Here is a 24,247-nt window from a genome sequence, read left to right as displayed (position 1 = left end):
ATCAGGCAACGTTCGCCCTGTCGTGACGTGTCGCCCGGTTGCCGCGCCAGGCGGCAAAGCGTTGTGACCGGACTACCGGGACACGCCGAGCACCTCCTGACGGAGAGCATGAATGCAAGCGGGCGCTATTGACGGCTGAGGGTCCGTGTGAGCCCGGCGGCGACGGTCGTGGCGAGAACCCAACCGGCGGCGATCAGCAGGTAGGACAACCACTGGTAGACGCCGGTTGGTGTGAAGGCACTCTGCTGACCGAAGTCGATGATCGGCAACAGGAGGTCCAAGGTCTGTGATCTCCATCCGCAGGACCTTGTCCAGTGAGGCACTGCGATACGGGAGGAGATGGCTACCACGAGGTCGTGAACAGGGCGAACGTTGCCTGATGCGGTACTAGGACCTCCATGAAATTCCTTTGCGGTCACGGACGTTGATCACGTCATGACTCAAGGACCAGCACCTCGCCCACTGTCCGACGAAGCCCTCTCGACGCTGCTCGGCCGTCAGCAGTTCGGCACCCTCGCCACGGTGAAGCGCAGCGGCCACCCCCACCTGACCACCATGCTGTACAGCTGGGACCCCGAGGCCCGCGTCGTGCGGTTCTCCACGACGGCCGACCGGGTCAAGGTCGGGCACCTGCGGCGCGACCCGCGTGCCGCACTGCATGTGCAGGGTGGCGACGTCTGGTCGTTCGCCGTCGCCGAAGGCGAGGCCGAGGTCTCCGGGATCACGACGGTCGCCGGCGACGCGGTCGGACGGGAACTGCTCGGGATGATCCCGGAGGCCGCGCGGCCCGAGGACGCAGACGCGTTCCTGGAGCAGCAGGTCACGGAGAGGCGGGTGGTCGTCCGTCTGAAGGTCGATCGGCTCTACGGAACAGCACTCGACATCGAGGGCTAGGGGTTCCGGGGAGCGACGCCCAGGAGGGCGAGTGTGGTGGTACGCAGCCACGTTGCCGCCTCCTCCACCGACATGCGTCCCGCCCCGACCTCGTCGCCTGCCGCGTGGCCGAGAGCGGTCACCGCGGCCACCAGCCAGGTGGCCGGTGGCGCGGGGTCGAACTCGCCTGACGCCTGGCCTTTCTCGATCAGCCGGGTGAGGCGGGCCGCGACCGGCTCGTGCCGGGCCTGGTCGGCGGCGCCGCGGCTGCTTCCCAGCTGGAGCAGCACCGGATTGCGTTCGAACAACCGCCAGCCGATGTCCTGAAGCCGCAGCAGCGCGTCCAGGGCCGGACCGCCGCTCTCTTCCGCCTCGTCCATCGCGGCCATGGCCTGGTCGGTGATCCGGTCGGCGACGGCGTCCAGCAACGCGTCACGGGTGCCGAAGTGCGCGTACACGGTCTGGCGGGTCACGCCTGCCGCGGCGGCGATGGCGGCCATTCCGGCGTCGGGCCGCTCGGCCAGCAGTCGCACCGCGGCGTCCAGCACTGCGGTCCGACTGCGCTCGGCGTCGGCGCGACGGCCACGCGGAGCGCGGGACCTGTCGCCCGGGGACTCGAAAGCACTCAACTCTTACACCCTTGTCAGAATTAGCGTCTTCGATATATCTTACAAGCATGTAAGAGATCGCTGCGGCGTGCAGCCGAACCACGCCTGGCAGGAGCAATGATGAACCCTCTCCGCACGAAGCCTCCCGAGCAGTTCGTCGCCGACTTCTTCACGAGCTTCACCGACGCCGTGGTCCATGGCTCGGAAGATGCCGCCGACCTCATGGCCAGGTACTACACCCGTGACGTCGTTCAAGTCGCTGACGGCGTACCACTCGACTGGGACCGCCTCCTCGCTCACCTCCGCCCGGTGCGCAAGAACCTGCGGCAGTTCCGGTTCGAGGTCCACGAAGCGTTCCTGGACGGATACCGGATCGCGGCCCGCTTCACGATCCACGCCCGGATGCGCAAAGGCGGACCCGTTTCCACGCGGGTCCACATGTTCGCCGAGTTCACACCCGACGGGCGCCTACGACGAGCCGAGCAGTTGACGCGGCCCGTCACCACCGCCGAACAGCAGACGGAAGAGTGATCCGCATGCGCATTCGGCTCGTCCAGGGCCTGGCGCTGCTCTCCACCGGCGCTCTCGCCGGCGCCTTCGGCTACGGAGCGGCCAACCTGGTCCCCACGTTCAACGCCGTACCGCTCGACATGAGGCTGACCTTCCATGCCCAGTTGAGGCAGATGAACGGCATCACCATGCAAGGTGCCATGGGCATGTCGGCGCTCAGCGCGCTGACACTGGCCGCCATGACGCGCGGCACCTCACGGTGGCTCGCCGGCGGAGCCGGGCTCCTCGCCGTCGCGTCCTTCCTGATCACCCGGCTCGGGAACGTCCCCATCAACGGCCGGATCAAGCAGTGGGCGGCCACCTCGGCACCCGCCGATCACGCCGAGATACTGGCTCGCTGGGAGGCGTTCAACTACGCGCGCACTGCCGCGGCGTTCGCCGCTTTCGGGCTGCTGATCCTTCTCTCCGTGCGATTCTCCGCGTATGAACGACGAGCACTGGCGGACGTGGACACGTCTCCTGCTGTCCCTTCTCGCGGCTGACCGACGGGATCAGCTCACTTGGCTGGGCGAGCGCGAGCTGACGACGGACCTGGTCGTCGACGACGTCGAGTTCGCCTGCCTCATAGGGAAGGGACTCACTGACCGCGGAGCCTTCGGACCCGAGAACCTGCGCGACCTTCAGGCCGTCGGCCGCCGCGTCGCCGAGATCGACGCCGACGGTCGGACCGCCCAGTGGGCCGACGCCCTGGCGACGGATCCCGCCTGGGACTCGGTCCGGGATCTCGCCCGCCGCTTCCTCGTCACACTGCTGGGCGACTGGCGGCAGCCACTGCCCCGCCCGGTACGTCCGCACGCTGCGCCGCCCTGTGAGAGCACGGGCGCACCGGCCCGGCCACGGGCATAACACGCCACCGGACCGGTCGCACCCCAGGGCCCGGCAGGCCCGCCAGGGGCGCACCGCACCCGGACCGGACCGGGCGCACAGGAGTGCCACGCCCAGGATGGGTCCCCCCGAACCCCGCCCCGCAGGGGCGCAACGCACCGGAACCACGCCCGACAGGGCCCGCAACGCACCCGCACCGGCCGGGGACGCCCCACCCTCGATCCACCGCACCACGGCCCCCGGTGAGCCCAGGCTCACCCCAGGAGACCGCGTCAGCGACGGCGGAGGTCGGCCACGCGGGCCGACCGGTCCGGAAGGGCGTCCGTGCCCAGCGCGCCCGCCGCGCTGCGGAGTCCGGCCCGGGTGCGGCGCTGGCCGGGCAGCGGCACCTCAGGGCGCGGCGCGGGAGCCGCCCCCGCCCCGGCGACCGCGATCTGCACACCCTGGTCCGCGAGTGCCTGAAGCTCCGTCGCCGCCCGGTCGTCGTGCGCCGGCGGCTCGTCCGTCACCAGGCGGGTGATCACATCCGTCGGCACGGTCTGGAACATCGTGTCCGTACCGAGCTTGGTGTGGTCCGCCAGGACCACGACCTCCGCCGCGGCCTGGACGAGCGCCCGGTCGACGCTCGCGGAGAGCATGTTGGACGTGGACAGACCCCGCTCGGCCGTCAGTCCGCTCCCGGACAGGAACGCGCGGGAGACCCGCAGCCCTTGGAGGGACTGCTCCGCACCGCTTCCGACCAGCGCGTAGTTGGAGCCGCGCAACGTGCCGCCGGTCATGACGACTTCGACCCGGTTGGCGTGGGCGAGCGCCTGAGCGACCAGGAGCGAGTTGGTGACCACGGTCAGCCCGGGGACACGCGCGAGCCGGCGTGCCAGCTCCTGCGTCGTGGTACCGGCGCCGACGACGATGGCCTCGCCCTCTTCGACAAGGGCGGCCGCGAGGTCGGCGATGGCCGTCTTCTCCGCGGTGGCGGACAGGGATTTCTGCGGAAAGCCGGACTCGCGGGTGAATCCGCCCGGCAGTACCGCACCGCCGTGCCGGCGGTCGAGGAGTCCTTCTGCCTCCAGTGCCCGCACGTCACGCCGTACGGTCACTTCGGAGGTCTGGACGACGCGGGCGAGCTCACGGAGCGACACGGCACCGTTGGCACGCACCATTTCGAGGATCAACTGACGACGTTCTGCAGCGAACACGAAACTGACAGTAACCCCACCGCCCGTCAGTTTTCAGCTCTATGCGCCGGATACCGGAAATTGTGCACTTAAGAGGCCGCCAAGTGGTATAGACGGCCCCCAAGTTGATCGCGCGACGAGCGAAGTGCCCGGGGTTCGCCGGGTTTCTTCCGCGTGCGGTCGCGGTCAGCCCTCGCCCGACGTCTTCCGGGTGTGCAACTGGCGTGCCACCTCCGCGATCGACCCGGACAGAGACGGGTACACCGTGAAAGCGTTTGCGATCTGTTCGACCGTCAGGTTGTTGTCGACCGCGATCGAGATGGGGTGGATCAGTTCCGAGGCGCGCGGCGAGACGACCACGCCGCCGACCACGATCCCGGTCCCCGGACGGCAGAAGATCTTGACGAAGCCGTCCCTGATGCCCTGCATCTTGGCGCGGGGGTTGCGCAGCAGCGGCAGCTTGACCACGCGGGCGTCGATCTTGCCGCCGTCGACGTCGGCCTGGCTGTAGCCGACGGTCGCGATCTCCGGGTCGGTGAAGACGTTGGAGGAGACGGTCTTCAGGTTCAGCGGGGCGACCGCGTCGCCGAGGAAGTGGTACATCGCGATCCGGCCCTGCATGGCGGCGACGGACGCGAGGGCGAAGATGCCGGTGACGTCCCCGGCCGCGTACACGCCCGGCGCCGACGTACGGGACACCTTGTCGGTCCAGATGTGACCGGAGTCCTTGAGCCGGACACCGGCCTCCTCGAGGCCCATGCCCGCCGTGTTGGGGATCGCGCCGACGGCCATCAGGCAGTGCGAGCCGCTGATGACGCGGCCGTCGGAGAGCGTGACCTCGACGCGGTCGCCGACGCGCTTGGCGGACTCGGCGCGGGAGCGGGCCATGACGTTCATACCGCGGCGGCGGAAGACGTCCTCGAGCACCGCGGCGGCGTCCGGGTCCTCGCCGGGCAGCACGCGGTCACGGGAGGAGACGAGGGTGACGCGCGAGCCGAGTGCCTGGTACGCGCCGGCGAACTCGGCGCCGGTGACACCGGAACCGACGACGATGAGCTCCTCGGGCAGCTCGTCCAGGTCGTACACCTGCGTCCAGTTGAGGATGCGCTCGCCGTCGGGCTTGGCGTCGGGGATCTCGCGCGGGTGACCGCCGGTGGCGATCAGCACGGCGTCCGCGGTGAGCGTCTCCTCCGTGCCGTCCGCCGCGCGCACGACGACCTTGCGGGAGCCGTCCATCGCCTGCTGGCCGTCGAGCCGGCCACGGCCGCGCATGACGCGCGCGCCGGCCCGGGTGACGGAGGCCGTGATGTCGTGCGACTGGGCGAGCGCGAGGCGCTTGACACGCCGGTTGACCTTGCCGAGGTCCACACCGACGACGCGGGCGGCCTGCTCGATGTGCGGGGTGTCGTCGGCCACGATGATGCCGAGCTCCTCGTAGGAGGAGTCGAAGGTCGTCATGACTTCGGCGGTGGCGATCAGGGTCTTCGACGGTACGCAGTCGGTCAGCACCGACGCCCCGCCCAGACCGTCGCAGTCGACGACGGTCACCTCCGCGCCGAGCTGAGCGCCGACCAGGGCCGCCTCATATCCGCCGGGTCCGCCACCGATGATCACGATCCGGGTCACGAAAAAGTCCGCCTCGCATTGTCGTTCCCGGCCCGCCTGCCCGCTCTGCCGGGGTCCGGGGGTGCCCCCGGTGGAATGCAGTACGTACTTCATTGTCCCGCATCGTTCAGGCGTTCTCGCCCCGGGGCCTCCATACGGCCGCGACCACCGCGGCCCTCCTGCTCGACCGCCGACCGGGGCCCCGCCGTACCTCGCGGCGGGGGCGGCCGCTCGTTCGCCTCCCGTACCCTCGACCCCATGTCGCTCTACGCCGCGTACGCCGGCAACCTCGACGCGCGGCTGATGACCCGCCGCGCACCGCACTCACCGCTGCGCGGCACCGGCTGGCTCAACGGCTGGCGGCTGACCTTCGGCGGCGAGCAGATGGGCTGGGAAGGGGCGCTGGCCACGATCGTGGAGGCACCGCGCTCCCAGGTCTTCGTCGCGCTGTACGACATCGCGCCCATGGACGAGGACTCCATGGACCGCTGGGAGGGTGTCGGTCTCGACATATACCGGCGCATGCGGGTCCGTGTGGACACCCTGGACGGCGAGGAGCCGGCCTGGGTGTACGTCCTGAACGGCTACGAGGGCGGCCTGCCGTCGGCCCGCTACCTGGGCGAACTCGCGGACGCCGCGGAATCGGCGGGCGCGCCGCACGACTATGTGATGGAACTCCGCAAGCGCCCCTGCTGACGGCCGCCCGCCACGCCCGGCCGTCCGGGCACCGCCGCTCGGGGCCGGTCGCCGGCGTGCGCCCCCGCGTGGTTCGTCGGAAACGACAAGACAACGATCCGAAGACCGTCGGCTGCGTCATCTACGCGCGTAGGAATTCCCGGGTTACGCTCATCCGCGTGAACGCATCTGTGAATCCGGACCTCGTCGGCGCTCTCGCCGACCCCCATGCCGCGGCCGACGCCGCCGCCGCCCGCCTGCGCGAGCTGACGGGCACCGAGACCCACGACGTCGCACTGGTGATGGGTTCCGGCTGGGCTCCGGCCGTCGACGCGCTCGGCACCCCGGAGGCCGAGTTCCCCGTCACCGAACTGCCCGGCTTCCCGCCCCCGGCGGTCGAGGGCCACGGCGGCAAGATCCGCTCCTACCGCATCGGCCAGAAGCGCGCGCTGGTCTTCCTCGGCCGTACGCACTTCTACGAGGGCCGCGGCGTCTCCGCCGTCGCCCACGGCGTGCGCACCGCGGTCGCGGCCGGCTGCAAGACCGTGGTGCTGACCAACGGCTGCGGCGGCCTGCGCGACGGCATGCGTCCGGGGCAGCCGGTGCTGATCAGCGACCACATCAACCTGACGGCGGCGTCGCCGATCATCGGCGCGAACTTCGTCGACCTCACCGACCTCTACTCCCCGCGACTGCGGGCGCTGTGCAAGGAGGTGGACGCGACGCTCGAGGAGGGCGTGTACGTCCAGTTCCCCGGCCCCCACTACGAGACCCCGGCCGAGATCAACATGGTCCGCGTGCTCGGCGGCGACCTGGTGGGCATGTCCACCGTCCTCGAGGCCATCGCGGCCCGCGAGGCCGGCGCGGAGGTGCTGGGCATCTCGCTGGTCACGAACCTGGCGGCGGGGCTCTCTGGCGAGCCGCTGAACCACGAGGAAGTGCTGCAGGCGGGACGGGATTCCGCGGCGCGGATGGGTGAGCTGCTGACGCGGGTGCTGGAACGCATCTGAGGCGGCGGGGGCGGGGCGGAGCCGCTTGTTCCCCTCCCCGCCCCTTCCCGAAACCGGGGCACGCCCCGGACCCCGGGCGCACCTCGCACGCGCGCCCTCCCGGGAGTGCAACGCCGGCGGCGGTACCGGCTCCGACCGAAGCCCGGCCGGGGAAGCCGGGCCGCGGCGACGCCCGATTCCAGGAGTGCCAGGTCCGGGCGGAGCCCGGCTCCGGCAAGTCCGGGCCACAGCCGGGGCCCGGACAGAGCCCGCTACCGGGAAGCCAGATCCAGGCCAGGCCCGGTGCCGGGACACCGAACCTGGGCAGAGCCCGGTGCCGGGAGTGCCAGGTCCGGGCGGAGTCCGGCGCCGGCAAGGTTCGGTCCACAGCCGGGGTCTTGGCTCCGGAAACCGGGGCCCAGGCCGGGCCAGACCCAGGCAAGGCCCGGTGCCGGAACACCGAACCTGGACAGAGCCCGGTGCCGGGAGTGCCAGGTCCGGGCGGAGCCCGGCTCCGGCAAGCCCGGGCCACAGCCGGGGCCCGGGCAGAGCCCGGTACCGGGAAGCCAGGACCGGAGGAAGCCCGGCGCCGGAAGCCCAGTCCCGGCGGAGCCCGGCCCTGGAAACCGGGCCTCGGCAGGACCCGATGCCGGGAAACGGGACCGGACGGAGCCGCGGTACGGGCCCGGGATCCCGGCAGAGCCGGACATACCGGGAAGCCGGATCCCAGCACAGCCGGATCCCGGGAAGCCGGGCCCGGGAAGAGCCTCGTTCCGGGAGGCAAAACCGGGGCTGAGCCCAGCTCCGGGAAGCCAGGACCAGGCGGAGCCCGGCGCCGGCAAGTCCGGTCCCAGCCGGAGCCCGGCGAAACGGGACCCGGGGGCAGAATCCGGTAGACGGGGAAACCTCGTCCAGGCGGAGCCTCGGCTCCGGGAAGCCAGGACCGGGCGGAGCCCGGCGGAACGGGACCCCAGGGGCAGAACCCGGTGGACCCGGGAAACCCGGTCCGGGCGGAGTCTCGGCTCCGGGAGGTGGGTTTCCGCGGGCGCCGGGCCGTAGGGAGGGGCGGGGGAACGACGTCCGCCGTGGGCGTTGCGACTCGCGGGTCACGGCCCGCCCCGCGCAGACTCGACACAGCGAAGACGAGAGGCGGACAACCGTGCAGCAGGAGCAGGACCTGATCGCCCGGGCCGAGGCATGGCTCGCGGAGGACCCGGACACGGAGACGCGGGACGAGCTCGCGCGGCTCATCGAGGCGCGTGATCTCGGCGAGCTGGCCGACCGGTTCGGCGGGACGCTCCAGTTCGGCACCGCCGGGCTCCGTGGTGAGCTCGGGGCCGGGCCGATGCGGATGAACCGGGCCGTGGTGATCCGGGCGGCGGCCGGACTCGCGGCCTATCTGAAGGCCAAGGGGCAGACGGACGGCCCGGTCGTCGTCGGCTACGACGCCCGCTACAAGTCCGCCGACTTCGCGCGGGACACCGCCGCGGTGATGGTCGCCGCGGGTCTGCGCGCGGCGGTGCTGCCGCGCCCGCTTCCCACGCCCGTGCTGGCCTTCGCCATAAGGCATCTGGGCGCTGTCGCGGGCGTCGAGGTGACGGCGAGCCACAACCCTCCTCGGGACAACGGCTACAAGGTCTACCTGGGCGACGGTTCGCAGATCGTGCCGCCCGCCGACGCCGAGATCGCCGCCGAGATCGACGCGATCCGCGGCCTCGCCGACGTCCCGCGCGCGGACGAGGGTTGGGAGACGCTCGGTGACGAGGTGCTCGAGGCGTATCTGGCGCGTACGGACGCCGTGCTGACGGCCGGCTCCCCACGTACCGCCCGGGTCGTCTACACGGCCATGCACGGCGTCGGCAAGGACGTGGTGACGGCCGCCTTCGCGCGCGCCGGTTTCCCGGAGCCGGTCCTGGTGGCCGAGCAGGCGGAGCCGGATCCCGCTTTCCCGACGGTCGCGTTCCCGAACCCGGAGGAGCCGGGGGCGATGGATCTCGCCTTCGAGACCGCTCGCCGGACCGCCCCCGACGTGGTCATCGCCAACGATCCGGACGCCGACCGCTGTGCCGTCGCCGTCCCCGACGACGCGGCGGACGGCGGCTGGCGGATGCTGCGCGGCGACGAGGTCGGCGCCCTGCTCGCCGAGCACCTCGTCCACAAGGGCGCCACCGGCGTCTTCGCCGAGTCGATCGTGTCGTCGTCGCTGCTGGGCCGGATCGCGGCCGCCGCCGGGCTCGGGTACGAGGAGACGCTGACGGGGTTCAAGTGGATCGCCCGCGTCGAGGGCCTTCGGTACGGCTACGAGGAGGCGCTCGGCTACTGCGTCGACCCCGAGGGCGTACGTGACAAGGACGGCATCACGGCGGCGCTGCTGGTGGCCGAACTGGTCTCGGAGCTCAAGGAGCAGGGCCGTACGCTCGGCGACCTGCTGGACGACCTCGCCGTCGAGCACGGTCTGCACGCCACCGATCAGCTGTCGGTGCGGGTGAAGGACCTCGGCATCATCGCGAACGCCATGAGGGCGCTGCGCGAGCAGCCGCCGACCGCCCTGGCGGGCCTGCGGGTCACCACGGCGGAGGATCTGGCCGTCGGGACGGACAGGCTCCCGCCGACCGACGGTCTGCGCTATTACCTCGACGGCGAGTTCAAGGCCCGTGTCATCGTCCGCCCCAGCGGTACCGAGCCCAAGCTGAAGTGCTACCTGGAGGTGGTCGTCCCGGTCGCCGACGCGAGCGCGCTGGCCGGGGCCAGGGCGCGCGCCTCGCAGGTGCTCGACGCCGTCAAGCGGGACCTGTCCGCCGCCGCCGGTATCTGACCGCGAACGGTGCCCGGCGCTCGCCGCGGCCCGGTCGGGGCAGCGGCGGGCGCCGTTCCGCGCAGTCCGGGCGACCGCTCACGGCCCGCCCGGTGACCGGGGTGTCAGCCGGTCACGAGGAGAACCGCGAGGAGAACGGCGCCCGCGGCCGCCGGCGCCAGCAGTTCGTACGCCCAGCGGATCTGCGGCTCGCCCTGGGCCTCCGCCGCGGAGGCCCGCCGTTCCGCCAGTTCCCGCAGGTCGGCGATGGTCTGGTCGGCGGGGGCGACGCGGGACTTCGCGTCGCTCACGTCGGCGTGGACGGACGTCGTGCCGTGCGGGTCGTCGTAGGCGGCCTGGGCCTGCCGCCGGGCCGCGGCCTTGCGCTTGCGCAGCGAGACCGGAATGGCCCAGAGCTGGTACTTCGCGCCGCCCTGCGTGAAGATCTCGCTGGAGTAGGAGGCCCGTACGTCGGCCACGCTGCCCCACGGCAGGACGATGGTCCGGAACGGGTTCCTGATCCGGATGCGGTCCTCGCCGGCGAAGACGGCCGGGCGGAAGGTGAAGGCGACGACGGCCGGTACCGCGAGCAGCGCGCCGGCGAGGGCGAGCCACGGCGTGCGGCCCTCGCCCCGGACGACGGCGTCGACGACGATCCAGGCGATGAGCCCGAGCAGCACGGCACCACCCGCCATTCCGGCGGTCGAGCGGAAGATCCGGTCGCTGTCGGTGGAGGGCTCGGGCTGCTGGGGGCTCGTCATGGTTCCGATTCTGCCGCACGCGGGTTCCGGGTCCCCGGCACGGGGTGGCCGTGCGGGCGCCGCGGCTTCTGCCCTGTTTCGGGCAGAGTTTCCGCGCACCCCCTGTACAGGTCGCTACGCGCGTAGATATGCTCATCTGGTGACCATGCCCACCACCGCACCCGCATTCGCTGACGTGACCGCGTCCGACAGCACTCTGCGCCGCTTCCTGCACGGGCTGCCCGGCGTCGACGCCGTCGGCCTCGAAGGGCGCGCGGCGTCCCTCGGCACGCGTTCCATCAAGACCACGGCCAAGGCGTACGCCATCGATCTGGCCATCTCCATGATCGACCTGACGACGCTCGAAGGCGCGGACACCCCGGGCAAGGTCCGGGCGCTCGCCGCCAAGGCCGTCAACCCCGACCCGACCGACCGCACCACGCCGACGACCGCCGCGGTCTGCGTCTACCCCGACATGGTGGCGACCGCCAAGGAGGCCCTGAAGGGCTCCGAGGTCAAGGTCGCCTCCGTGGCGACCGCCTTCCCGGCCGGCCGCGCCGCCCTCCCCGTGAAGATCGCGGACGTCCGTGACGCGGTCGCCGCCGGGGCGGACGAGATCGACATGGTGATCGACCGCGGCGCCTTCCTGGCCGGCGATTACATGAAGGTGTACGAGGAGATCCGCGCCGTGAAGGAGGCCTCCGGCAGCGCCCGGCTCAAGGTCATCTTCGAGACCGGCGAGCTCTCCACGTACGACAACATCCGCCGCGCCTCCTGGCTCGGCATGATCGCCGGCGCGGACTTCATCAAGACGTCGACCGGCAAGGTCGCGGTGAACGCCACCCCGGCGAACACCCTGCTGATGCTTCAGGCCGTGCGCGACTTCAAGGAGCAGACTGGGGTACAGGTGGGCGTGAAGCCCGCCGGCGGTATCCGTACCAGCAAGGACGCGATCAAGTTCCTCGTCCTGGTCAACGAGACCGCGGGCGAGGACTGGCTGGACAGCCACTGGTTCCGCTTCGGCGCGTCGAGCCTGCTCAACGACCTGCTGATGCAGCGGCAGAAGCTGGCGACCGGCCGCTACTCCGGCCCTGACTACGTGACGGTGGACTGATCATCATGGCTTCCGTATTCGAATACGCACCCGCGCCGGAGTCGCGGTCGATCGTCGACATCGCCCCGTCCTACGGGCTCTTCATCGACGGCGAGTTCTCCGAGGCCGCGGACGGCAAGGTCTTCAAGACCGTCTCGCCGTCGAGCGAGGAAGTTCTGGCCGAGGTCGCCCGTGCGGGCGCCGAGGACGTGGACCGCGCGGTGAAGGCCGCCCGTAAGGCGTTCGGGAAGTGGTCGGCCCTGCCCGGCGCTGAGCGCGCCAAGTACCTCTTCCGTATCGCGCGGATCATCCAGGAGCGCAGCCGCGAGCTGGCCGTCCTGGAGACCCTGGACAACGGCAAGCCGATCAAGGAGACCCGCGACGCGGACCTCCCGCTGGTCGCCGCGCACTTCTTCTACTACGCGGGCTGGGCCGACAAGCTCGACCACGCCGGCTACGGCGCCGACCCGCGCCCGCTCGGCGTCGCCGGCCAGGTCATCCCCTGGAACTTCCCGCTCCTGATGCTCGCGTGGAAGATCGCCCCGGCGCTCGCCACCGGCAACACGGTGGTCCTGAAGCCGGCGGAGACGACGCCGCTGTCCGCCCTGTTCTTCGCGGACATCTGCCGCCAGGCCGGCCTGCCGAACGGCGTGGTCAACATCCTTCCCGGCTACGGGGACACCGGCGCGGCCCTGGTCGAGCACCCGGACGTGAACAAGGTCGCCTTCACCGGCTCCACCGCGGTCGGCAAGGCCATCGCCCGCCAGGTCGCCGGCACGAAGAAGAAGGTCACCCTCGAGCTCGGCGGCAAGGGCGCCAACATCGTCTTCGACGACGCCCCCATCGACCAGGCCGTCGAGGGCATCGTCAACGGCATCTTCTTCAACCAGGGGCAGGTCTGCTGCGCGGGCTCGCGCCTCCTGGTCCAGGAGTCGATCCAGGACGAGCTGCTGGACTCCCTCAAGCGCCGCCTGTCCACGCTGCGCCTCGGCGACCCGCTGGACAAGAACACCGACATCGGGGCGATCAACTCCGAGGAGCAGCTGTCCCGGATCACGACGTTGGTCGAGGCCGGCGAGGCGGAGGGCGCCGAGCGCTGGTCGCCCGCGTGCGAGCTGCCCGCCTCCGGCTACTGGTTCGCGCCGACGCTGTTCACCAACGTCACGCAGGCGCACACCATCGCCCGCGACGAGATCTTCGGCCCGGTGCTGTCCGTGCTGACGTTCCGCACGCCGGACGAGGCCGTCGCCAAGGCGAACAACAGCCAGTACGGCCTGTCCGCCGGCATCTGGACGGAGAAGGGCTCCCGCATCCTCGCGGTGGCCAACAAGCTCCGCGCGGGTGTGGTGTGGGCCAACACGTTCAACAAGTTCGACCCGACCTCGCCGTTCGGCGGCTACAAGGAGTCGGGCTTCGGCCGCGAGGGCGGCCGTCACGGTCTGGAGGCCTACCTCGATGTCTGACGGGCGACTCAGCGTCTTCAAGACCTACAAGCTGTACGTCGGGGGCAAGTTCCCCCGCTCCGAGAGCGGCCGGGTGTACGAGGTGACGGACCCTAAGGGCAAGTGGCTGGCCAACGTGCCGCTCTCCTCCCGCAAGGACGCGCGGGACGCGGTCGTCGCCGCGCGCAAGGCGTTCGGCGGCTGGTCGGGCGCGACCGCGTACAACCGCGGCCAGATCCTCTACCGCATCGCCGAGATGCTGGAGGGCCGCAAGGACCAGTTCGTCCGCGAGGTCGCGCAGTCCGAGGGCCTGTCCAAGTCGAAGGCGGCGGACGTCGTCGACGCGGCGATCGACCGCTGGGTCTGGTACGCGGGCTGGACGGACAAGATCGCCCAGATCGTGGGCGGGGCGAACCCGGTCGCGGGCCCGTTCTTCAACCTCTCCACCCCGGAGCCGACGGGTGTCGTGACGGTCGTCGCGCCGCAGGACTCGTCGTTCCTCGGCCTGGTGTCCGTGGTCGCCCCCGTGATCGCCGCCGGTAACACCGTCGTCGTCGTCGCCTCCGAGCGGGCCCCGCTCCCGGCGCTCTCCCTCGGCGAGGTGCTCGCCACCTCCGACCTGCCGGGCGGCGTGGTCAACGTGCTCTCCGGCCGTACGGGGGAGATCGCCGCCCCGCTCGCCGCGCACCAGGACGTCAACGGCATCGACCTCACCGGCGCGGACGAGGTCCTGGCCAAGGAGCTCGAGGTCGCGGCGGCGGACAACCTGAAGCGGGTCTTCCGTCCACAGGCTGTGGATTTCTCGGCGGACCCCGGCACGCACCGGCTGACGGCGTTCCTCGAGACGAAGACCGTCTGGCACCCGACCGGTTCACTGGGCGCCTCCGGCTCGGCGTACTGACGCCGCCGGCACCGGCCGAAGCCCCCGCCTCTCCGTCCGGAGGCGGGGGCTTCCCCGTCGTGTCCGGAACGATCCGGGGAGACAAGGCCCTACGGCAGCAGCGAGGCGGCGGCCGGCCCGGCCACCGGGAGGTCCTCGATCGCCTGACCCCTGGTGATGTTGTCCGTCGCCATCGCCGTGCTGACCGGCTGGAAGTCGGCGACCTGCGTGCCGACCGCGTTGTCGAGCGGGTCCACACCGGTGTTGGCCAGCGGGTGCAGCTGAAGGCTCTTGAGCTCGCTCACGCCGCTCACCGAGTTGGTGACGAGCCCGGTGACCGTCCCCACCGGCACGGCCGCGTTGGCCGCCGCCCCGCCCGCGCCGAGCGCGGCTCCCGCCGCCGCGACGGTGAGTCCGGCGCGCAGCACTGCGCGGCGCCTGTTCTTGGAAGCTGCGTGACGAGCCATGGATTCCATCCCATCAAGTGATCGTGCGCGTACGGAAAGTGGTCGGCGGTGTGATGCTCGTACCAACCGGACCTCCAGGGGTTCCGGGAGCCGCTGGATGCGTCACACTTGTCTCCCGTGAGTTCCCAACCCCTCCCGACCCGCGTCGTGCTGCTCGCGGGCCCCTCAGGCTCCGGAAAGTCCTCTCTCGCCGCCCGTACCGGCCTGCCGGTCCTGCGCCTGGACGACTTCTACAAAGAGGGCAACGACCCGACGCTTCCCCTGGTGACGGGCAGCACCGACATCGACTGGGACTCGCCCTCGTCCTGGGACGCGGACGCCGCGGTCGCGGCGATAGCGGAGCTGTGCCGCAGCGGCCGGACCGCCGTTCCGGTGTACGACATCGCCACCAGTTCCCGTACCGGCGCCGAGACGCTGGACATCGGCCGCACGCCGCTGTTCGTCGCCGAAGGCATCTTCGCGGCCGACATCGTGCGGCGCTGCGAGGAACTGGGCGTCCTCGCCGACGCGCTGTGCCTGCGCGGCCGGCCCTCCACGACGTTCCGCCGCCGCCTCGCGCGCGATCTGCGCGAGGGGCGCAAGTCTGTGCCGTTCCTGCTGCGGCGCGGGTGGCGTCTGATGCGCGCCGAGCGCGGCATCGTGGCGCGCCAGGCGGGCCTGGGCGCGCACCCCTGCGGCAAGGCCGAGGCCCTCGGCCGCCTCGCGGCCGCGGCGGCCGGCCACTGCCGGCTGCCCTCGGTGCGGCAGCCCGTGTAGCCGCCGGACATGGGAGTGGGGCCGGACAGAACCCCCCGGCCTGCCCGGCCCCACTCCGTTTTCCCCCGTGGATCCCCGTGTCCCCCGTGGATCCTTCCTTCCGTGGATCCCCGTGTCCCCCGTGGATCCTGCCGCTGTCTCCCCCGAAACAGCGGTCTCTGCCGTCTCCCCCGAAACGGCAGCCCCCGTACTTCCCCCGTGTTTCCCCCGTTGCCTTCAGGCCACCAGCTCGCCGAAGGACTCTTCCTCGTCACGGCCGAAGCTGAGGACCTCGTCCTCGCGCAGCCGGCGGAGCGACCGCCAGATGCTCGACTTCACCGTGCCGACGCTGATGTCCAGGATCTCCGCGATCTCCGGGTCGGTGCGGCCCTCGTAGTAGCGAAGGACCAGCATCGTCCGCTGGAGTTCGGGAAGCCTGGCGAGCGCCTGCCACAGGACGGCGCGCAGCTCGGTACCCCGCATCGCGTCGGTGTCGCCCGCCGTCTCCGGCAGCTCCTCCGTGGGGTACTCGTTGAGCTTGCGCCGGCGCCAGGCGCTGATGTGCAGGTTGGTCATCGTGCGGCGCAGATAGCCGCCGACCGCGGCCTTGTCGCTGATCCGCTCCCAGGCACGGTACGTCGAGAACAGCGCGCTCTGGAGCAGGTCCTCCGCCTCGTACCGGTCACCGGTCAGGTGGTAGGCGGTCGCGTACAGGGAGGCCCGGCGCTCCTGGACGTAGGCCGTGAACTCGGCCTCCGAGCAGGACGCCCGCTCCCCCGCCGGTTTCGGCTCCCCGTACGCGGCGCCGCTTCCCGTGGGTGCGTCAACCACCGCCATGTACGGCGGCTTGTGCTGACGCCCGGCGCCGCGAACGCACCCCCGCCCGTTCACGGCGCCGGACTTCTCGGTGCTCCGCGCGACGTCGTGGAGACGCGTCACAACTGCGCTTGAGGTGGTGCTGTGCAGTGCGTTCATCTCGCGCCCCCCGTCGAGTGGAGTCTGGTTTCGTTCGTGTGAGAAGAAGCTTGCCCGGGCTCTTTCATCGCGGTGTCCGCCGACTGTCACAGGCGCGTCACAAGGGAAGAAGTGGTGTGAGTACGGGCCTGGGGGGTACGGGGAGTCGAACTGGGGCTCCCCATGGGCCAGAATGACCCCCGTGCCTTTCCTGTTGCTGATCGAGGACGACGACGCCATCCGCACGGCCCTCGAACTCTCGCTGTCACGCCAGGGCCACCGAGTGGCCACCGCGGCGACGGGCGAGGACGGCCTGAAACTGCTGCGTGAGCAGCGGCCTGACCTGATCGTGCTGGATGTGATGCTGCCCGGGATCGACGGTTTCGAGGTCTGCCGCCGCATCCGGCGCACCGACCAGTTGCCGATCATCCTGCTGACCGCCCGCAGTGACGACATCGACGTCGTCGTCGGGCTCGAGTCCGGCGCCGACGACTACGTCGTCAAGCCGGTGCAGGGACGGGTCCTCGACGCCCGCATCCGCGCCGTACTGCGCCGTGGCGAGCGGGAGTCCACCGACTCGGCGACGTTCGGCTCGCTGGTGATCGACCGTTCCGCGATGACGGTCACCAAGAACGGGGAGGATCTGCAGCTCACGCCGACCGAGTTGCGTCTCCTGCTGGAGCTGAGCCGGCGCCCGGGGCAGGCCCTGTCCCGCCAGCAGCTGCTGCGGCTGGTGTGGGAGCACGACTACCTCGGCGACTCGCGCCTGGTGGACGCGTGTGTGCAGCGGCTGCGGGCCAAGGTGGAGGACGTACCGTCCTCACCGACCTTGATCCGTACGGTGCGTGGCGTCGGTTACCGGCTGGACGTCCCGCAGTGACCGGAACGCACATTGCGGGCGGGACCGTTCGGTGAGCGACGGCACGAACGACGACGGTACGAACGGCGACGGCGCTCCACGGCGCGGCATACTCACCGGAATCCGCCTGACGAGCCTGCGGCTGCGCCTGGTGGTGGTGTTCGCGCTCGTCGCGCTCACGGCCGCCGTGTCCGCGTCCGGCATCGCGTACTGGCTCAACCGCGAGGCGGTGCTGACACGTACGCAGGACGCGGCCCTGGACGACTTCCGGCAGGACATGCAGAACCGTGCCGCGGCGCTGCCGCTGCGGCCCACACAGGACGAGTTGCAGCGCGTCGCCGAGCAGATGGGCAACGGCGGCGACGGTTACAGCGTGCTCCTCATCGGTGAGCGGGCGGAGGGCAAGCCGATCGTCGGCGTGTCCGACCCCGACATGTTCACCAAGGAGGACGTCCCGCAGTCGCTCCAGGACGCGGTGAACGAACGGCAGGAGATCGGCGCCGGCAACACCGTGCCCTACCACCTCTACTGGCAGCGGACCGAGCGCGGCGGCAAGCCGTACCTGGTCGGTGGCACCCGCATCGTGGGCGGCGGGCCGACCGGTTACATGTTCAAGTCCCTCGACCAGGAGCGGCAGGACCTCAACTCGCTCGGCTGGTCGCTCGGCATCGCCACACTGCTCGCCCTGGTCGGCTCCGCACTGCTCGCGCAGGCGGCCGCGACGACCGTGCTGCGGCCCGTGCACCGGCTGGGCGAGGCGGCCAGGCAGCTCGGCGAGGGCAAACTCGACACCCGGCTGCGTGTCTCCGGCACGGACGAACTGGCCGAACTGGCACGGACGTTCAACAAGACCGCGGCGTCGCTGGAGAAGAAGGTCGCCGACATGAGCGCCCGCGACGAGTCGAGCCGCCGCTTCGTCGCCGACATGTCGCACGAACTGCGCACTCCGCTGACCGCGCTCACCGCGGTCACCGAGGTGCTCGAGGACGAGGCGGACAGCCTCGACCCGATGATCGCGCCCGCCGTGAACCTCGTGGTCAGCGAGACCCGGCGGCTGTACGACCTGGTGGAGAACCTGATGGAGGTCACCCGCTTCGACGCGGGCACCGCGAGACTCGTGCTGGACACGGTGGACGTCGCCGACCAGGTCACCGCCTGCATCGACGCCCGCGCCTGGCTGGACGCGGTGGAGCTGGACGCGGAGCGGGGCATCATGGCGCGCCTCGACCCGCGCCGGCTCGACGTGATCCTGGCCAACCTGATCGGCAACGCGCTCAAGCACGGCGGCTCGCCGGTACGGGTCTCCGTCCGGCCCCTCGACGGCGAGCTGGTCATCGAGGTGCGTGACCACGGACCAGGCATCCCCGAGGAGGTCCTGCCGCACGTGTTCGACCGTTTCTACAAGGCGAGCGCCTCCCGGCCGCGTTCCGAGGGCAGCGGACTCGGCCTGTCCATCGCCATGGAGAACGCCCATATCCACGGCGGTGACATCACCGCGTCAAACTCGCCCGAGGGCGGCGCGGTCTTCGTGCTGACGCTGCCGCGCGACGGGTCCTCGATCGAGGACTGCGAGGCGGTCGGGACGGGCGACGCGGACGCCTCCGGGGCAGCCGGCGCCGACGGCCGCGCGGTGGCGGACGACAGCCGCCCGCAGGGAGAGGAAGACACGCTGTGACAGCGGTCGGCGGTGAAGCGGTACGCGTCACGGCACGGACGGGAAGCCCGGAACGCCTCACGGCAGGGACACGAAGCCCGGAGCGCGGCGGGAGACGCGCGCGTCCGGTGAGCGGTACGGACGGCGGCGCCCGCAGGGCCCTCGCGGCGCTCGTCGTGCTCGCCGGCTCCCTGGCCCTCGCCGGCTGCGGCATCAGGACCACCCAGGTGCCCGTCGACGCCGGGGCCGCGCCCTCACGGGTGCCGTGCGAGGTGTCCGCCGGCAGCATCGCCCCGCAGGCGCAGGAGCAGGGCATACCCGTTCGCGTCTACATGGTGTGCGCCTCGCAGCTGGAGTCGGTGGACCGTACCGCGCGGATCTCCGAGAGCAAGGCGGCCGACAGCCCGCCCGAGTTCGCCCAGGCGCTCCTGGACGAGTTGCTGAGGGAGCCGTCCACGCCGGAGCGGGAAGCGGGCTTCACCACGTACGTGCGGGGGCCGCTGCTGGTGAACGGCGCCCGGGAGGGCGATCCCGAGGGCACCCTGCGGCTGAGCCGTCAGCCGGAGGACCTGCCGACACCGGCCCTCGCCCAGATCGTGTGCACCCTGGCGGAGAGCAGGGCCGCGGAGGCCGGCGGGGCCGTGGTGCTCGGCGGTCCCGGGGACTACGCGCCGCACGCCTATGTGTGCTCCTCGCGGACCAAGGAGCGGCCGGAGGGTGCGGTGCCGACGCTCGACGCGCTGCCCTCGCCGGGTCCGGGCGCCCGGTAGCAAGGCCGCCGCGGGAACCCCGCCGTCGGCACCGGCCGGCCCGGCAGGAGGGTCCCGCCACCCTCTCGGAACAACGGCGGAACCGATTCCCGCCGGGCGTGCGTCTTGGGGTGCGTGCAGCGTCAAGGTTCGGGCGGCAGTGCCGCCATTCGCTTCCGCGTGGCGGGCGTCGTCCTCGTCCTCGCCCATCTGCTGCTCGTCTCTTGGCTGACGCTGCGACCACTCGACGTGATGTGGGTGACGGCGGCGAACCTGGAACCCCTGGCCGGGATCAAGGCCGCGCTGGAGCTCGGACCCGTCGAAGCCGCACGGCACATCGGCGGCGGACTGCTCCTGCTGGCGCCGCTCGGGGTCCTGCTGCCGATGGCGAGCGGCCGTCTCGCCGTGTCCCCGTGGGCGTCCCTCGCCCGTACGGTCGCGGCCGGCGCCCTGCTGTCGCTCGGCATCGAGCTGCTGCAGACCGGGGTGCCCGGTCAGGTCGTCGACATCGACTCGCTCCTGCTGAACACCACCGGCGTGGCACTCGCCCACCTCGCGGTCGTGCCCGCGGGCCGTGCCCGGCTGCGCCGCAGGCTGCTGCGTACGCGCGGCGGGACCGCGCTGCGCGGCCAGGGACGCGAGGTACGACGCGGGGCCGTGCTCAGGGACGAGGGTTCTCAGGGGGCGACCCCGACGATTCCCAGGGTCGGGATCGCCCCGTAGAGCGACGCTTCGTCCCCCTTCGCGAAGCCACCATGGAGTCATCGGGAGCACACCGAGAGGCTCCCGGCGACAGCTCTCGTGAAGGAGCCCACCATGGCCGCAATTGCCCGCCCCCGGGACGGACGCATGATCGGCGGAGTGTGCGCAGCGCTGGCCCGGCGCTTCGGCACGTCCGCCACCACGATGCGCGTGATCTTCGTGGCCTCCTGCCTGCTGCCGGGCCCCCAGTTCCTGCTCTACCTGGCTCTGTGGATGCTGCTGCCTGCCGAGAAGCCGGCCGCCGGCGCCTGGTGACCCGTTCCTCGGCCCGTCAGCCTGCGAGCACCCGCGCGACCTTCGCCAGCTGCTTGTCCGCGACGGCCCCGGGAACCCGGGGCGGCTCGCGGCCCGCGAGGTCGAAAGCCATGAAGCGGGCCACCGTCGCGCCCTTGCGGACGACGACCAGGTGGACGGGCGACGCGCCGTGCTCGCCGGTGGCGACCGTGGTCCAGCCGACCGTCTCGTCGCCGCCCCGGACGGTGAGCGGCGCGGCCTTCACCTCGCGGTAGGAGGCGCCGCGGCCGTCGAGCGTCGCCTCGAAGCCGCCGCCGCAGGCGGCGAGCGCCGCTTCGAGGCCGTCCATCAGCTTCATCGCGTCGGTCTCGCTGTACGAACTGAGGGAGGCCGAGATCGCGAGGCCGAGGTCGTCGATCGACCCGAGGCCCCGGTTGACGGTGTGCCGGGCGCGCCCGTCCGGCTCGTCGCCCATGGCGTCGGCCAGCGGCTGGCACGGGGACCTGTCGGCCGTCGGCTGCCCCGAGGCGGCGAGCGCGCTCTTCCCTGTGGAGACCTGGAAACCGGTCAGGTCGTCGGTGGTGAGCGCCGCGCGCTCCAGCTCCGGCGCGGTCAGCGGTACGGAGGCGTCACCGCCGGGGCCGCCGCCCTTGCCGGTGTCGGTCGCGGCGCCGGGCGAGGTGCTCGTTCCCGAAGGCGGTCCGCCCGAGGAACCGCCGGGGCCTTCGTCGTCGCCGCCCGTGCAGGCGGCCGTGGTCAGGAGCAGCGCGCAGACGGCGCCGAGCACGGGGATCCGGCCGGTCTTGGCTCGCATGGCGGCGATCCTGGCACAGACACCGTGGGGCGCACACCCGGTTCGGGAGTGCGCCCCACGGGCGTGAGCCGGTCCGTGGGCCGGCTGTGTGCGTCAGCCGCCGATCGGCAGGCCACCGGTGGGCAGGCCACCGGTGAGGCCGCCGAGAGCGCCGAGGGGTCCGCCACCGGCCACCGGAAGGCCGCCGAGCAGGCCGCTGACCGGGTCGGTCGCGCCCGCGGGAACGGCCTCTCCGACAGCACCCTGTGTGGTGGCGGGCACCGCGGCCGCGCCCGCCGGCAGCTTTTCGGTGACCTCGTTGAGCGGCAGCGTCGTGGAGACGTTGCCGAGTGCACCCGTGGGGTCGGGTACGGCGGGGGCCGCGGAGGCGGTACCCGCGGCGGCGGCGGCGAAGGCGGCACCGAGAGCGGCGACACCGAGGGTCTTTGCAGCAGACTGCTTCATCAGGAACGAATCCTTGGGGACGGGAACATGAGCGGCTCTGCAAGCTAGTCAGGCTTGCACATGCCCCGCAAACACCGCGAAGCGGCCGGAAATTGACGCTCCGGCCGCTTCGGTGTAGGTGCCGTCCGGGTGACGGCGAGGGGTCAGTTCCCGCCTGTGGCGGTCTGCCGGAACAGCCATTCGGACTTGAGTTCGGCATAGCCCGGCTTGATGACATCGTTGATCATCGCCAGCCGTTCATCGAAAGGGATGAACGCGGACTTCATCGCGTTGACGGTGAACCACTGCATGTCGTCGAGCGTGTATCCGAACGCCTCGGTCAGCAGCTCGAACTCGCGGCTCATGCTGGTGCCGCTCATCAGCCGGTTGTCGGTGTTGACCGTGGTCCTGAAGTGCAGCTTCCGCAGCAGCCCGATGGGGTGGGCCGCGATGGAGTCGGCGGCGCCCGTCTGCAGGTTGGAGGTGGGGCACATCTCCAGCGGGATGCGCTTGTCCCGTACGTACGCGGCGAGCCTGCCCAGCTTCACCGAGCCGTCGTCCGCCACCTCGATGTCGTCGATGATCCGCACGCCGTGCCCGAGCCGGTCGGCGCCGCACCACTGGAGCGCCTGCCAGATCGACGGAAGCCCGAACGCCTCGCCGGCGTGGATGGTGAAGTGGTTGTTCTCGCGCTTCAGGTACTCGAAGGCGTCGAGGTGCCGGGTGGGCGGGAAACCCGCCTCCGCGCCGGCGATGTCGAACCCGACGACGCCGTTGTCGCGGTAGCGATTGGCGAGCTCGGCGATCTCCAGCGCGCGGGCGGCGTGACGCATCGCGGTGAGCAGCGCGCCGACCCGGATCCGGTGACCGCTCTCGCGGGCCAGCCGCTCCCCCTCGCGGAAGCCTTCGTTGACCGCCTCGACGACCTCCTCGAGGCTCAGGCCGCCTTCGAGGTGCTGCTCGGGGGCGTAGCGGACCTCGGCGTAGACGACCCCGTCCTCGGCCAGGTCCTGTGCGCACTCCGCGGCCACGCGGAACAGCGCGTCGCGGGACTGCATCACGGCACAGGTGTGCGCGAAGGTCTCCAGGTAGCGTTCCAGCGAGCCCGAGTCCGCGGCCTCCCGGAACCAGATGCCGAGCTTGTCGGGTTCGGTCTCCGGAAGGGCCTCGTACCCGGCGTCGCGGGCGAGTTCGATGATCGTGCCCGGCCGCAGACCGCCGTCCAGGTGGTCGTGGAGCAGCACCTTCGGGGCGCGGCGGATCTGGTCCGCGGTGGGCGAATTGAGGGTCTGGCTCGTCATCTGCGCACTCTAGCCCCTACGCGCGTAGAGCGCGCCCCCTCGGATCGCCTGTCGATACGTAACAGTGACCGTGCGTACGGGTGGAGTACACCTCGGCTTCTGAGACTGTTCTGCCATGGCACACCACGCACTGCCCCGGTGGTGGGGGCGTCCGGCCGCTGAGGCCGCAGCGGCGAACGCCCTCGGTGGAACGACCGTCGCACGGGCGGAACAAGGGGGGCGGAACCCGCGGGCGAGGCTCGGCAGCCTGCCGGGGCGTTCCGGCGTCAGGAACGACGGGAGGGACCCGGCGGTGGCGGGGGCGGTGCTGCTGCTGCCGGACGGCGAACCGGAGTCGGCACGCCGGGCCTCCGCGTGGTCGTACGCCGCCGTACTGCCGCTCGGCAGGACGCTCGCGAAGGCGGGGCGTGACGACGGGCTGGTCGTGCACAGCGTCCGCTACCGCGGCCGCGGCTGGAACGGGGCGGACGCCCGGCTCGCCGCGGACGCGACCTGGGCGGTGGAGGAGGTCGTACGCCGCTACGGGGACGTCCCCGTGTGCCTGGCCGGCCACGGCATGGGCGGTCGGGCGGCGCTGCACGCGGCCGGGCACCCCGCGGTCAACTCCGTTCTGGCGCTGGCCCCTTGGCTGCCTGACGACGACATGGCGGCGGATCCCGAGCCGGTGCGGCAGCTCGCCGGCCGCCAGGTACTGATCGTGCACGGCACCAATGACGCGCGCACGGACCCGGAGCTCTCCTACCGGCTCGCCGAGCGCGCCAAGAAGTCCCACCGCGACATCTGCCGCTTCGAGGTCCACTCCGACGGGCACGCGCTGCGCCAGTACCAGGCGGAAGTACAGGCGCTGGCCGTGGACTTCGTCCGCGGGTCCCTCTTCACCAGGTCGTACGCCCGCCCGGTCGCCGACGCCCTCGCGGCGCCGCCGCCGCTCGGGCTGCGGATGCCGCTGGCGGCGGGATTCGGGCGGTCGCTGCGAGCCTGACGGGGTTGACTTGAAGTGCGCTCCAAAATCCAGACTCCCTTGCG

26 protein-coding genes and 1 pseudogene are annotated in these 24,247 nt (G+C 71.6%); 17 read left to right on the top strand and 10 right to left on the bottom strand.

Annotated features, from left to right (window positions below; translation table 11 throughout):
* Positions 1–125: 125 nt before the first annotated feature.
* Positions 126–284: pseudogene (locus AB0K36_RS01990) on the bottom strand (membrane-associated oxidoreductase); the annotation flags it as partial.
* Between the two features lie 151 nt (positions 285–435).
* On the opposite strand from AB0K36_RS01990, the gene AB0K36_RS01985 reads away from it, so the two are divergent.
* Positions 436–894: a TIGR03618 family F420-dependent PPOX class oxidoreductase gene (locus AB0K36_RS01985; protein WP_364586939.1), complete on the top strand. Its 459-nt coding sequence runs from the start codon at positions 436–438 to the stop codon at positions 892–894.
* Here AB0K36_RS01985 and AB0K36_RS01980 read toward each other — a convergent pair.
* A complete protein-coding gene (locus AB0K36_RS01980) occupies positions 891–1,502 on the bottom strand; it encodes a TetR/AcrR family transcriptional regulator (protein WP_364586936.1) in 612 nt (203 codons plus the stop codon). The genes AB0K36_RS01985 and AB0K36_RS01980 overlap by 4 nt on opposite strands.
* 96 nt (positions 1,503–1,598) lie before the next feature.
* Here AB0K36_RS01980 and AB0K36_RS01975 point away from each other — a divergent pair, with 96 nt between their 5' ends.
* From AB0K36_RS01975 to AB0K36_RS01965, 3 genes are read left to right on the top strand one after another with little or no spacing between them, the layout of a single operon-like run.
* Positions 1,599–2,012 carry a nuclear transport factor 2 family protein gene (locus tag AB0K36_RS01975; protein WP_364586933.1) on the top strand — a complete coding sequence of 138 codons (414 nt, stop codon included), beginning with the start codon at positions 1,599–1,601 and terminating at the stop codon, positions 2,010–2,012.
* 5 nt (positions 2,013–2,017) lie between these two features.
* Positions 2,018–2,533, top strand: coding sequence for an anthrone oxygenase family protein (locus AB0K36_RS01970; RefSeq protein WP_364586930.1), 516 nt, complete (start codon positions 2,018–2,020; stop codon positions 2,531–2,533).
* Complete coding sequence (locus tag AB0K36_RS01965) at positions 2,475–2,897, top strand: hypothetical protein (RefSeq protein ID WP_364586927.1); 423 nt, start codon at positions 2,475–2,477, stop codon at positions 2,895–2,897. Before AB0K36_RS01970 ends, AB0K36_RS01965 begins: the two co-directional genes overlap by 59 nt.
* Positions 2,898–3,148: 251 nt before the next feature.
* Here AB0K36_RS01965 and AB0K36_RS01960 read toward each other — a convergent pair whose 3' ends face one another.
* Both AB0K36_RS01960 and AB0K36_RS01955 read right to left on the bottom strand, forming a co-directional pair.
* The gene (locus tag AB0K36_RS01960; RefSeq protein WP_435877754.1) at positions 3,149–4,036 is read right to left on the bottom strand and encodes a DeoR/GlpR family DNA-binding transcription regulator; all 888 of its coding nucleotides are present in this window, start codon (positions 4,034–4,036) and stop codon (positions 3,149–3,151) included.
* A gap of 201 nt (positions 4,037–4,237) precedes the next feature.
* Complete coding sequence (locus tag AB0K36_RS01955; RefSeq protein WP_189466541.1) at positions 4,238–5,677, bottom strand: NAD(P)H-quinone dehydrogenase; 1,440 nt, start codon at positions 5,675–5,677, stop codon at positions 4,238–4,240.
* 237 nt (positions 5,678–5,914) lie between these two features.
* On the opposite strand from AB0K36_RS01955, the gene AB0K36_RS01950 reads away from it, so the two are divergent.
* The 3 genes from AB0K36_RS01950 (at position 5,915) to AB0K36_RS01940 (ending at position 10,135) form a co-directional block, all read left to right on the top strand.
* Entirely contained in the window at positions 5,915–6,352 is a 438-nt protein-coding gene (locus AB0K36_RS01950) for a gamma-glutamylcyclotransferase family protein (RefSeq protein WP_005312922.1), read from the top strand.
* Between the two features lie 158 nt (positions 6,353–6,510).
* A complete protein-coding gene (locus AB0K36_RS01945; protein WP_189466543.1) occupies positions 6,511–7,341 on the top strand; it encodes a purine-nucleoside phosphorylase in 831 nt (276 codons plus the stop codon).
* A 1,138-nt stretch (positions 7,342–8,479) separates the two neighbouring features.
* A complete protein-coding gene (locus tag AB0K36_RS01940; RefSeq protein WP_364586920.1) occupies positions 8,480–10,135 on the top strand; it encodes a phospho-sugar mutase in 1,656 nt (551 codons plus the stop codon).
* Between the two features lie 104 nt (positions 10,136–10,239).
* Here AB0K36_RS01940 and AB0K36_RS01935 read toward each other — a convergent pair whose 3' ends face one another.
* Positions 10,240–10,875: a PH domain-containing protein gene (locus tag AB0K36_RS01935; protein WP_364586917.1), complete on the bottom strand. Its 636-nt coding sequence runs from the start codon at positions 10,873–10,875 to the stop codon at positions 10,240–10,242.
* A 139-nt stretch (positions 10,876–11,014) separates the two neighbouring features.
* Between AB0K36_RS01935 and deoC the strand changes: the two genes are divergently transcribed.
* Genes deoC through AB0K36_RS01920 form a run of 3 tightly spaced genes read left to right on the top strand, consistent with a single transcriptional unit; the run spans position 11,015 to position 14,290 of the window.
* Complete coding sequence (deoC, locus tag AB0K36_RS01930) at positions 11,015–11,968, top strand: deoxyribose-phosphate aldolase (protein ID WP_364586914.1); 954 nt, start codon at positions 11,015–11,017, stop codon at positions 11,966–11,968.
* A gap of 5 nt (positions 11,969–11,973) precedes the next feature.
* A complete protein-coding gene (locus AB0K36_RS01925; RefSeq protein WP_364586912.1) occupies positions 11,974–13,410 on the top strand; it encodes an aldehyde dehydrogenase family protein in 1,437 nt (478 codons plus the stop codon).
* Entirely contained in the window at positions 13,403–14,290 is an 888-nt protein-coding gene (locus tag AB0K36_RS01920; RefSeq protein WP_364586909.1) for an aldehyde dehydrogenase family protein, read from the top strand. Before AB0K36_RS01925 ends, AB0K36_RS01920 begins: the two co-directional genes overlap by 8 nt.
* 89 nt (positions 14,291–14,379) lie before the next feature.
* Here the strand turns inward: AB0K36_RS01920 and AB0K36_RS01915 are convergent, their stop codons facing one another.
* Complete coding sequence (locus AB0K36_RS01915; RefSeq protein ID WP_364586906.1) at positions 14,380–14,736, bottom strand: hypothetical protein; 357 nt, start codon at positions 14,734–14,736, stop codon at positions 14,380–14,382.
* A gap of 117 nt (positions 14,737–14,853) precedes the next feature.
* Here AB0K36_RS01915 and AB0K36_RS01910 point away from each other — a divergent pair, with 117 nt between their 5' ends.
* Entirely contained in the window at positions 14,854–15,492 is a 639-nt protein-coding gene (locus AB0K36_RS01910) for a uridine kinase family protein (protein WP_364586903.1), read from the top strand.
* Positions 15,493–15,708: 216 nt separating this feature from the next.
* Here AB0K36_RS01910 and AB0K36_RS01905 read toward each other — a convergent pair whose 3' ends face one another.
* A complete protein-coding gene (locus AB0K36_RS01905; protein ID WP_189466556.1) occupies positions 15,709–16,446 on the bottom strand; it encodes a SigE family RNA polymerase sigma factor in 738 nt (245 codons plus the stop codon).
* 181 nt (positions 16,447–16,627) lie between these two features.
* Here AB0K36_RS01905 and afsQ1 point away from each other — a divergent pair, with 181 nt between their 5' ends.
* The 5 genes from afsQ1 to AB0K36_RS01880 all read left to right on the top strand — a co-directional run bounded on the left by afsQ1 (position 16,628) and on the right by AB0K36_RS01880 (position 20,704).
* Positions 16,628–17,305: a two-component system response regulator AfsQ1 gene (gene afsQ1, locus AB0K36_RS01900; protein ID WP_175257369.1), complete on the top strand. Its 678-nt coding sequence runs from the start codon at positions 16,628–16,630 to the stop codon at positions 17,303–17,305.
* A gap of 88 nt (positions 17,306–17,393) precedes the next feature.
* Positions 17,394–18,959, top strand: coding sequence for an ATP-binding protein (locus tag AB0K36_RS01895; protein ID WP_364587000.1), 1,566 nt, complete (start codon positions 17,394–17,396; stop codon positions 18,957–18,959).
* A 107-nt stretch (positions 18,960–19,066) separates the two neighbouring features.
* Positions 19,067–19,708, top strand: a complete 642-nt coding sequence (locus AB0K36_RS01890; protein ID WP_364586898.1) for a hypothetical protein — start codon at positions 19,067–19,069, stop codon at positions 19,706–19,708.
* 114 nt (positions 19,709–19,822) lie between these two features.
* The gene (locus tag AB0K36_RS01885; RefSeq protein WP_364586895.1) at positions 19,823–20,410 is read left to right on the top strand and encodes a VanZ family protein; all 588 of its coding nucleotides are present in this window, start codon (positions 19,823–19,825) and stop codon (positions 20,408–20,410) included.
* Between the two features lie 93 nt (positions 20,411–20,503).
* Complete coding sequence (locus tag AB0K36_RS01880) at positions 20,504–20,704, top strand: PspC domain-containing protein (protein ID WP_005312962.1); 201 nt, start codon at positions 20,504–20,506, stop codon at positions 20,702–20,704.
* A 16-nt stretch (positions 20,705–20,720) separates the two neighbouring features.
* Here the strand turns inward: AB0K36_RS01880 and AB0K36_RS01875 are convergent, their stop codons facing one another.
* The 3 genes from AB0K36_RS01875 to AB0K36_RS01865 form a co-directional block, all read right to left on the bottom strand.
* Positions 20,721–21,497 (bottom strand): hypothetical protein, encoded by a 777-nt coding sequence (locus AB0K36_RS01875; RefSeq protein WP_364586892.1) that lies wholly within the window; start codon positions 21,495–21,497, stop codon positions 20,721–20,723.
* Positions 21,498–21,590: 93 nt separating this feature from the next.
* The gene (locus tag AB0K36_RS01870; RefSeq protein WP_364586889.1) at positions 21,591–21,941 is read right to left on the bottom strand and encodes an ATP-binding protein; all 351 of its coding nucleotides are present in this window, start codon (positions 21,939–21,941) and stop codon (positions 21,591–21,593) included.
* Positions 21,942–22,084: 143 nt separating this feature from the next.
* The gene (locus AB0K36_RS01865) at positions 22,085–23,221 is read right to left on the bottom strand and encodes an adenosine deaminase (RefSeq protein ID WP_307707940.1); all 1,137 of its coding nucleotides are present in this window, start codon (positions 23,219–23,221) and stop codon (positions 22,085–22,087) included.
* A gap of 115 nt (positions 23,222–23,336) precedes the next feature.
* On the opposite strand from AB0K36_RS01865, the gene AB0K36_RS01860 reads away from it, so the two are divergent.
* Entirely contained in the window at positions 23,337–24,203 is an 867-nt protein-coding gene (locus tag AB0K36_RS01860; RefSeq protein ID WP_435877746.1) for an alpha/beta hydrolase, read from the top strand.
* Positions 24,204–24,247 lie beyond the last annotated feature (44 nt).

Source organism: Streptomyces kurssanovii (genome assembly GCF_040677245.1).
Classification (GTDB): domain Bacteria; phylum Actinomycetota; class Actinomycetes; order Streptomycetales; family Streptomycetaceae; genus Streptomyces; species Streptomyces kurssanovii.
Note: the sequence above shows the minus strand (reverse complement) of the source record. Positions and strands in the feature narration are given on the sequence as shown.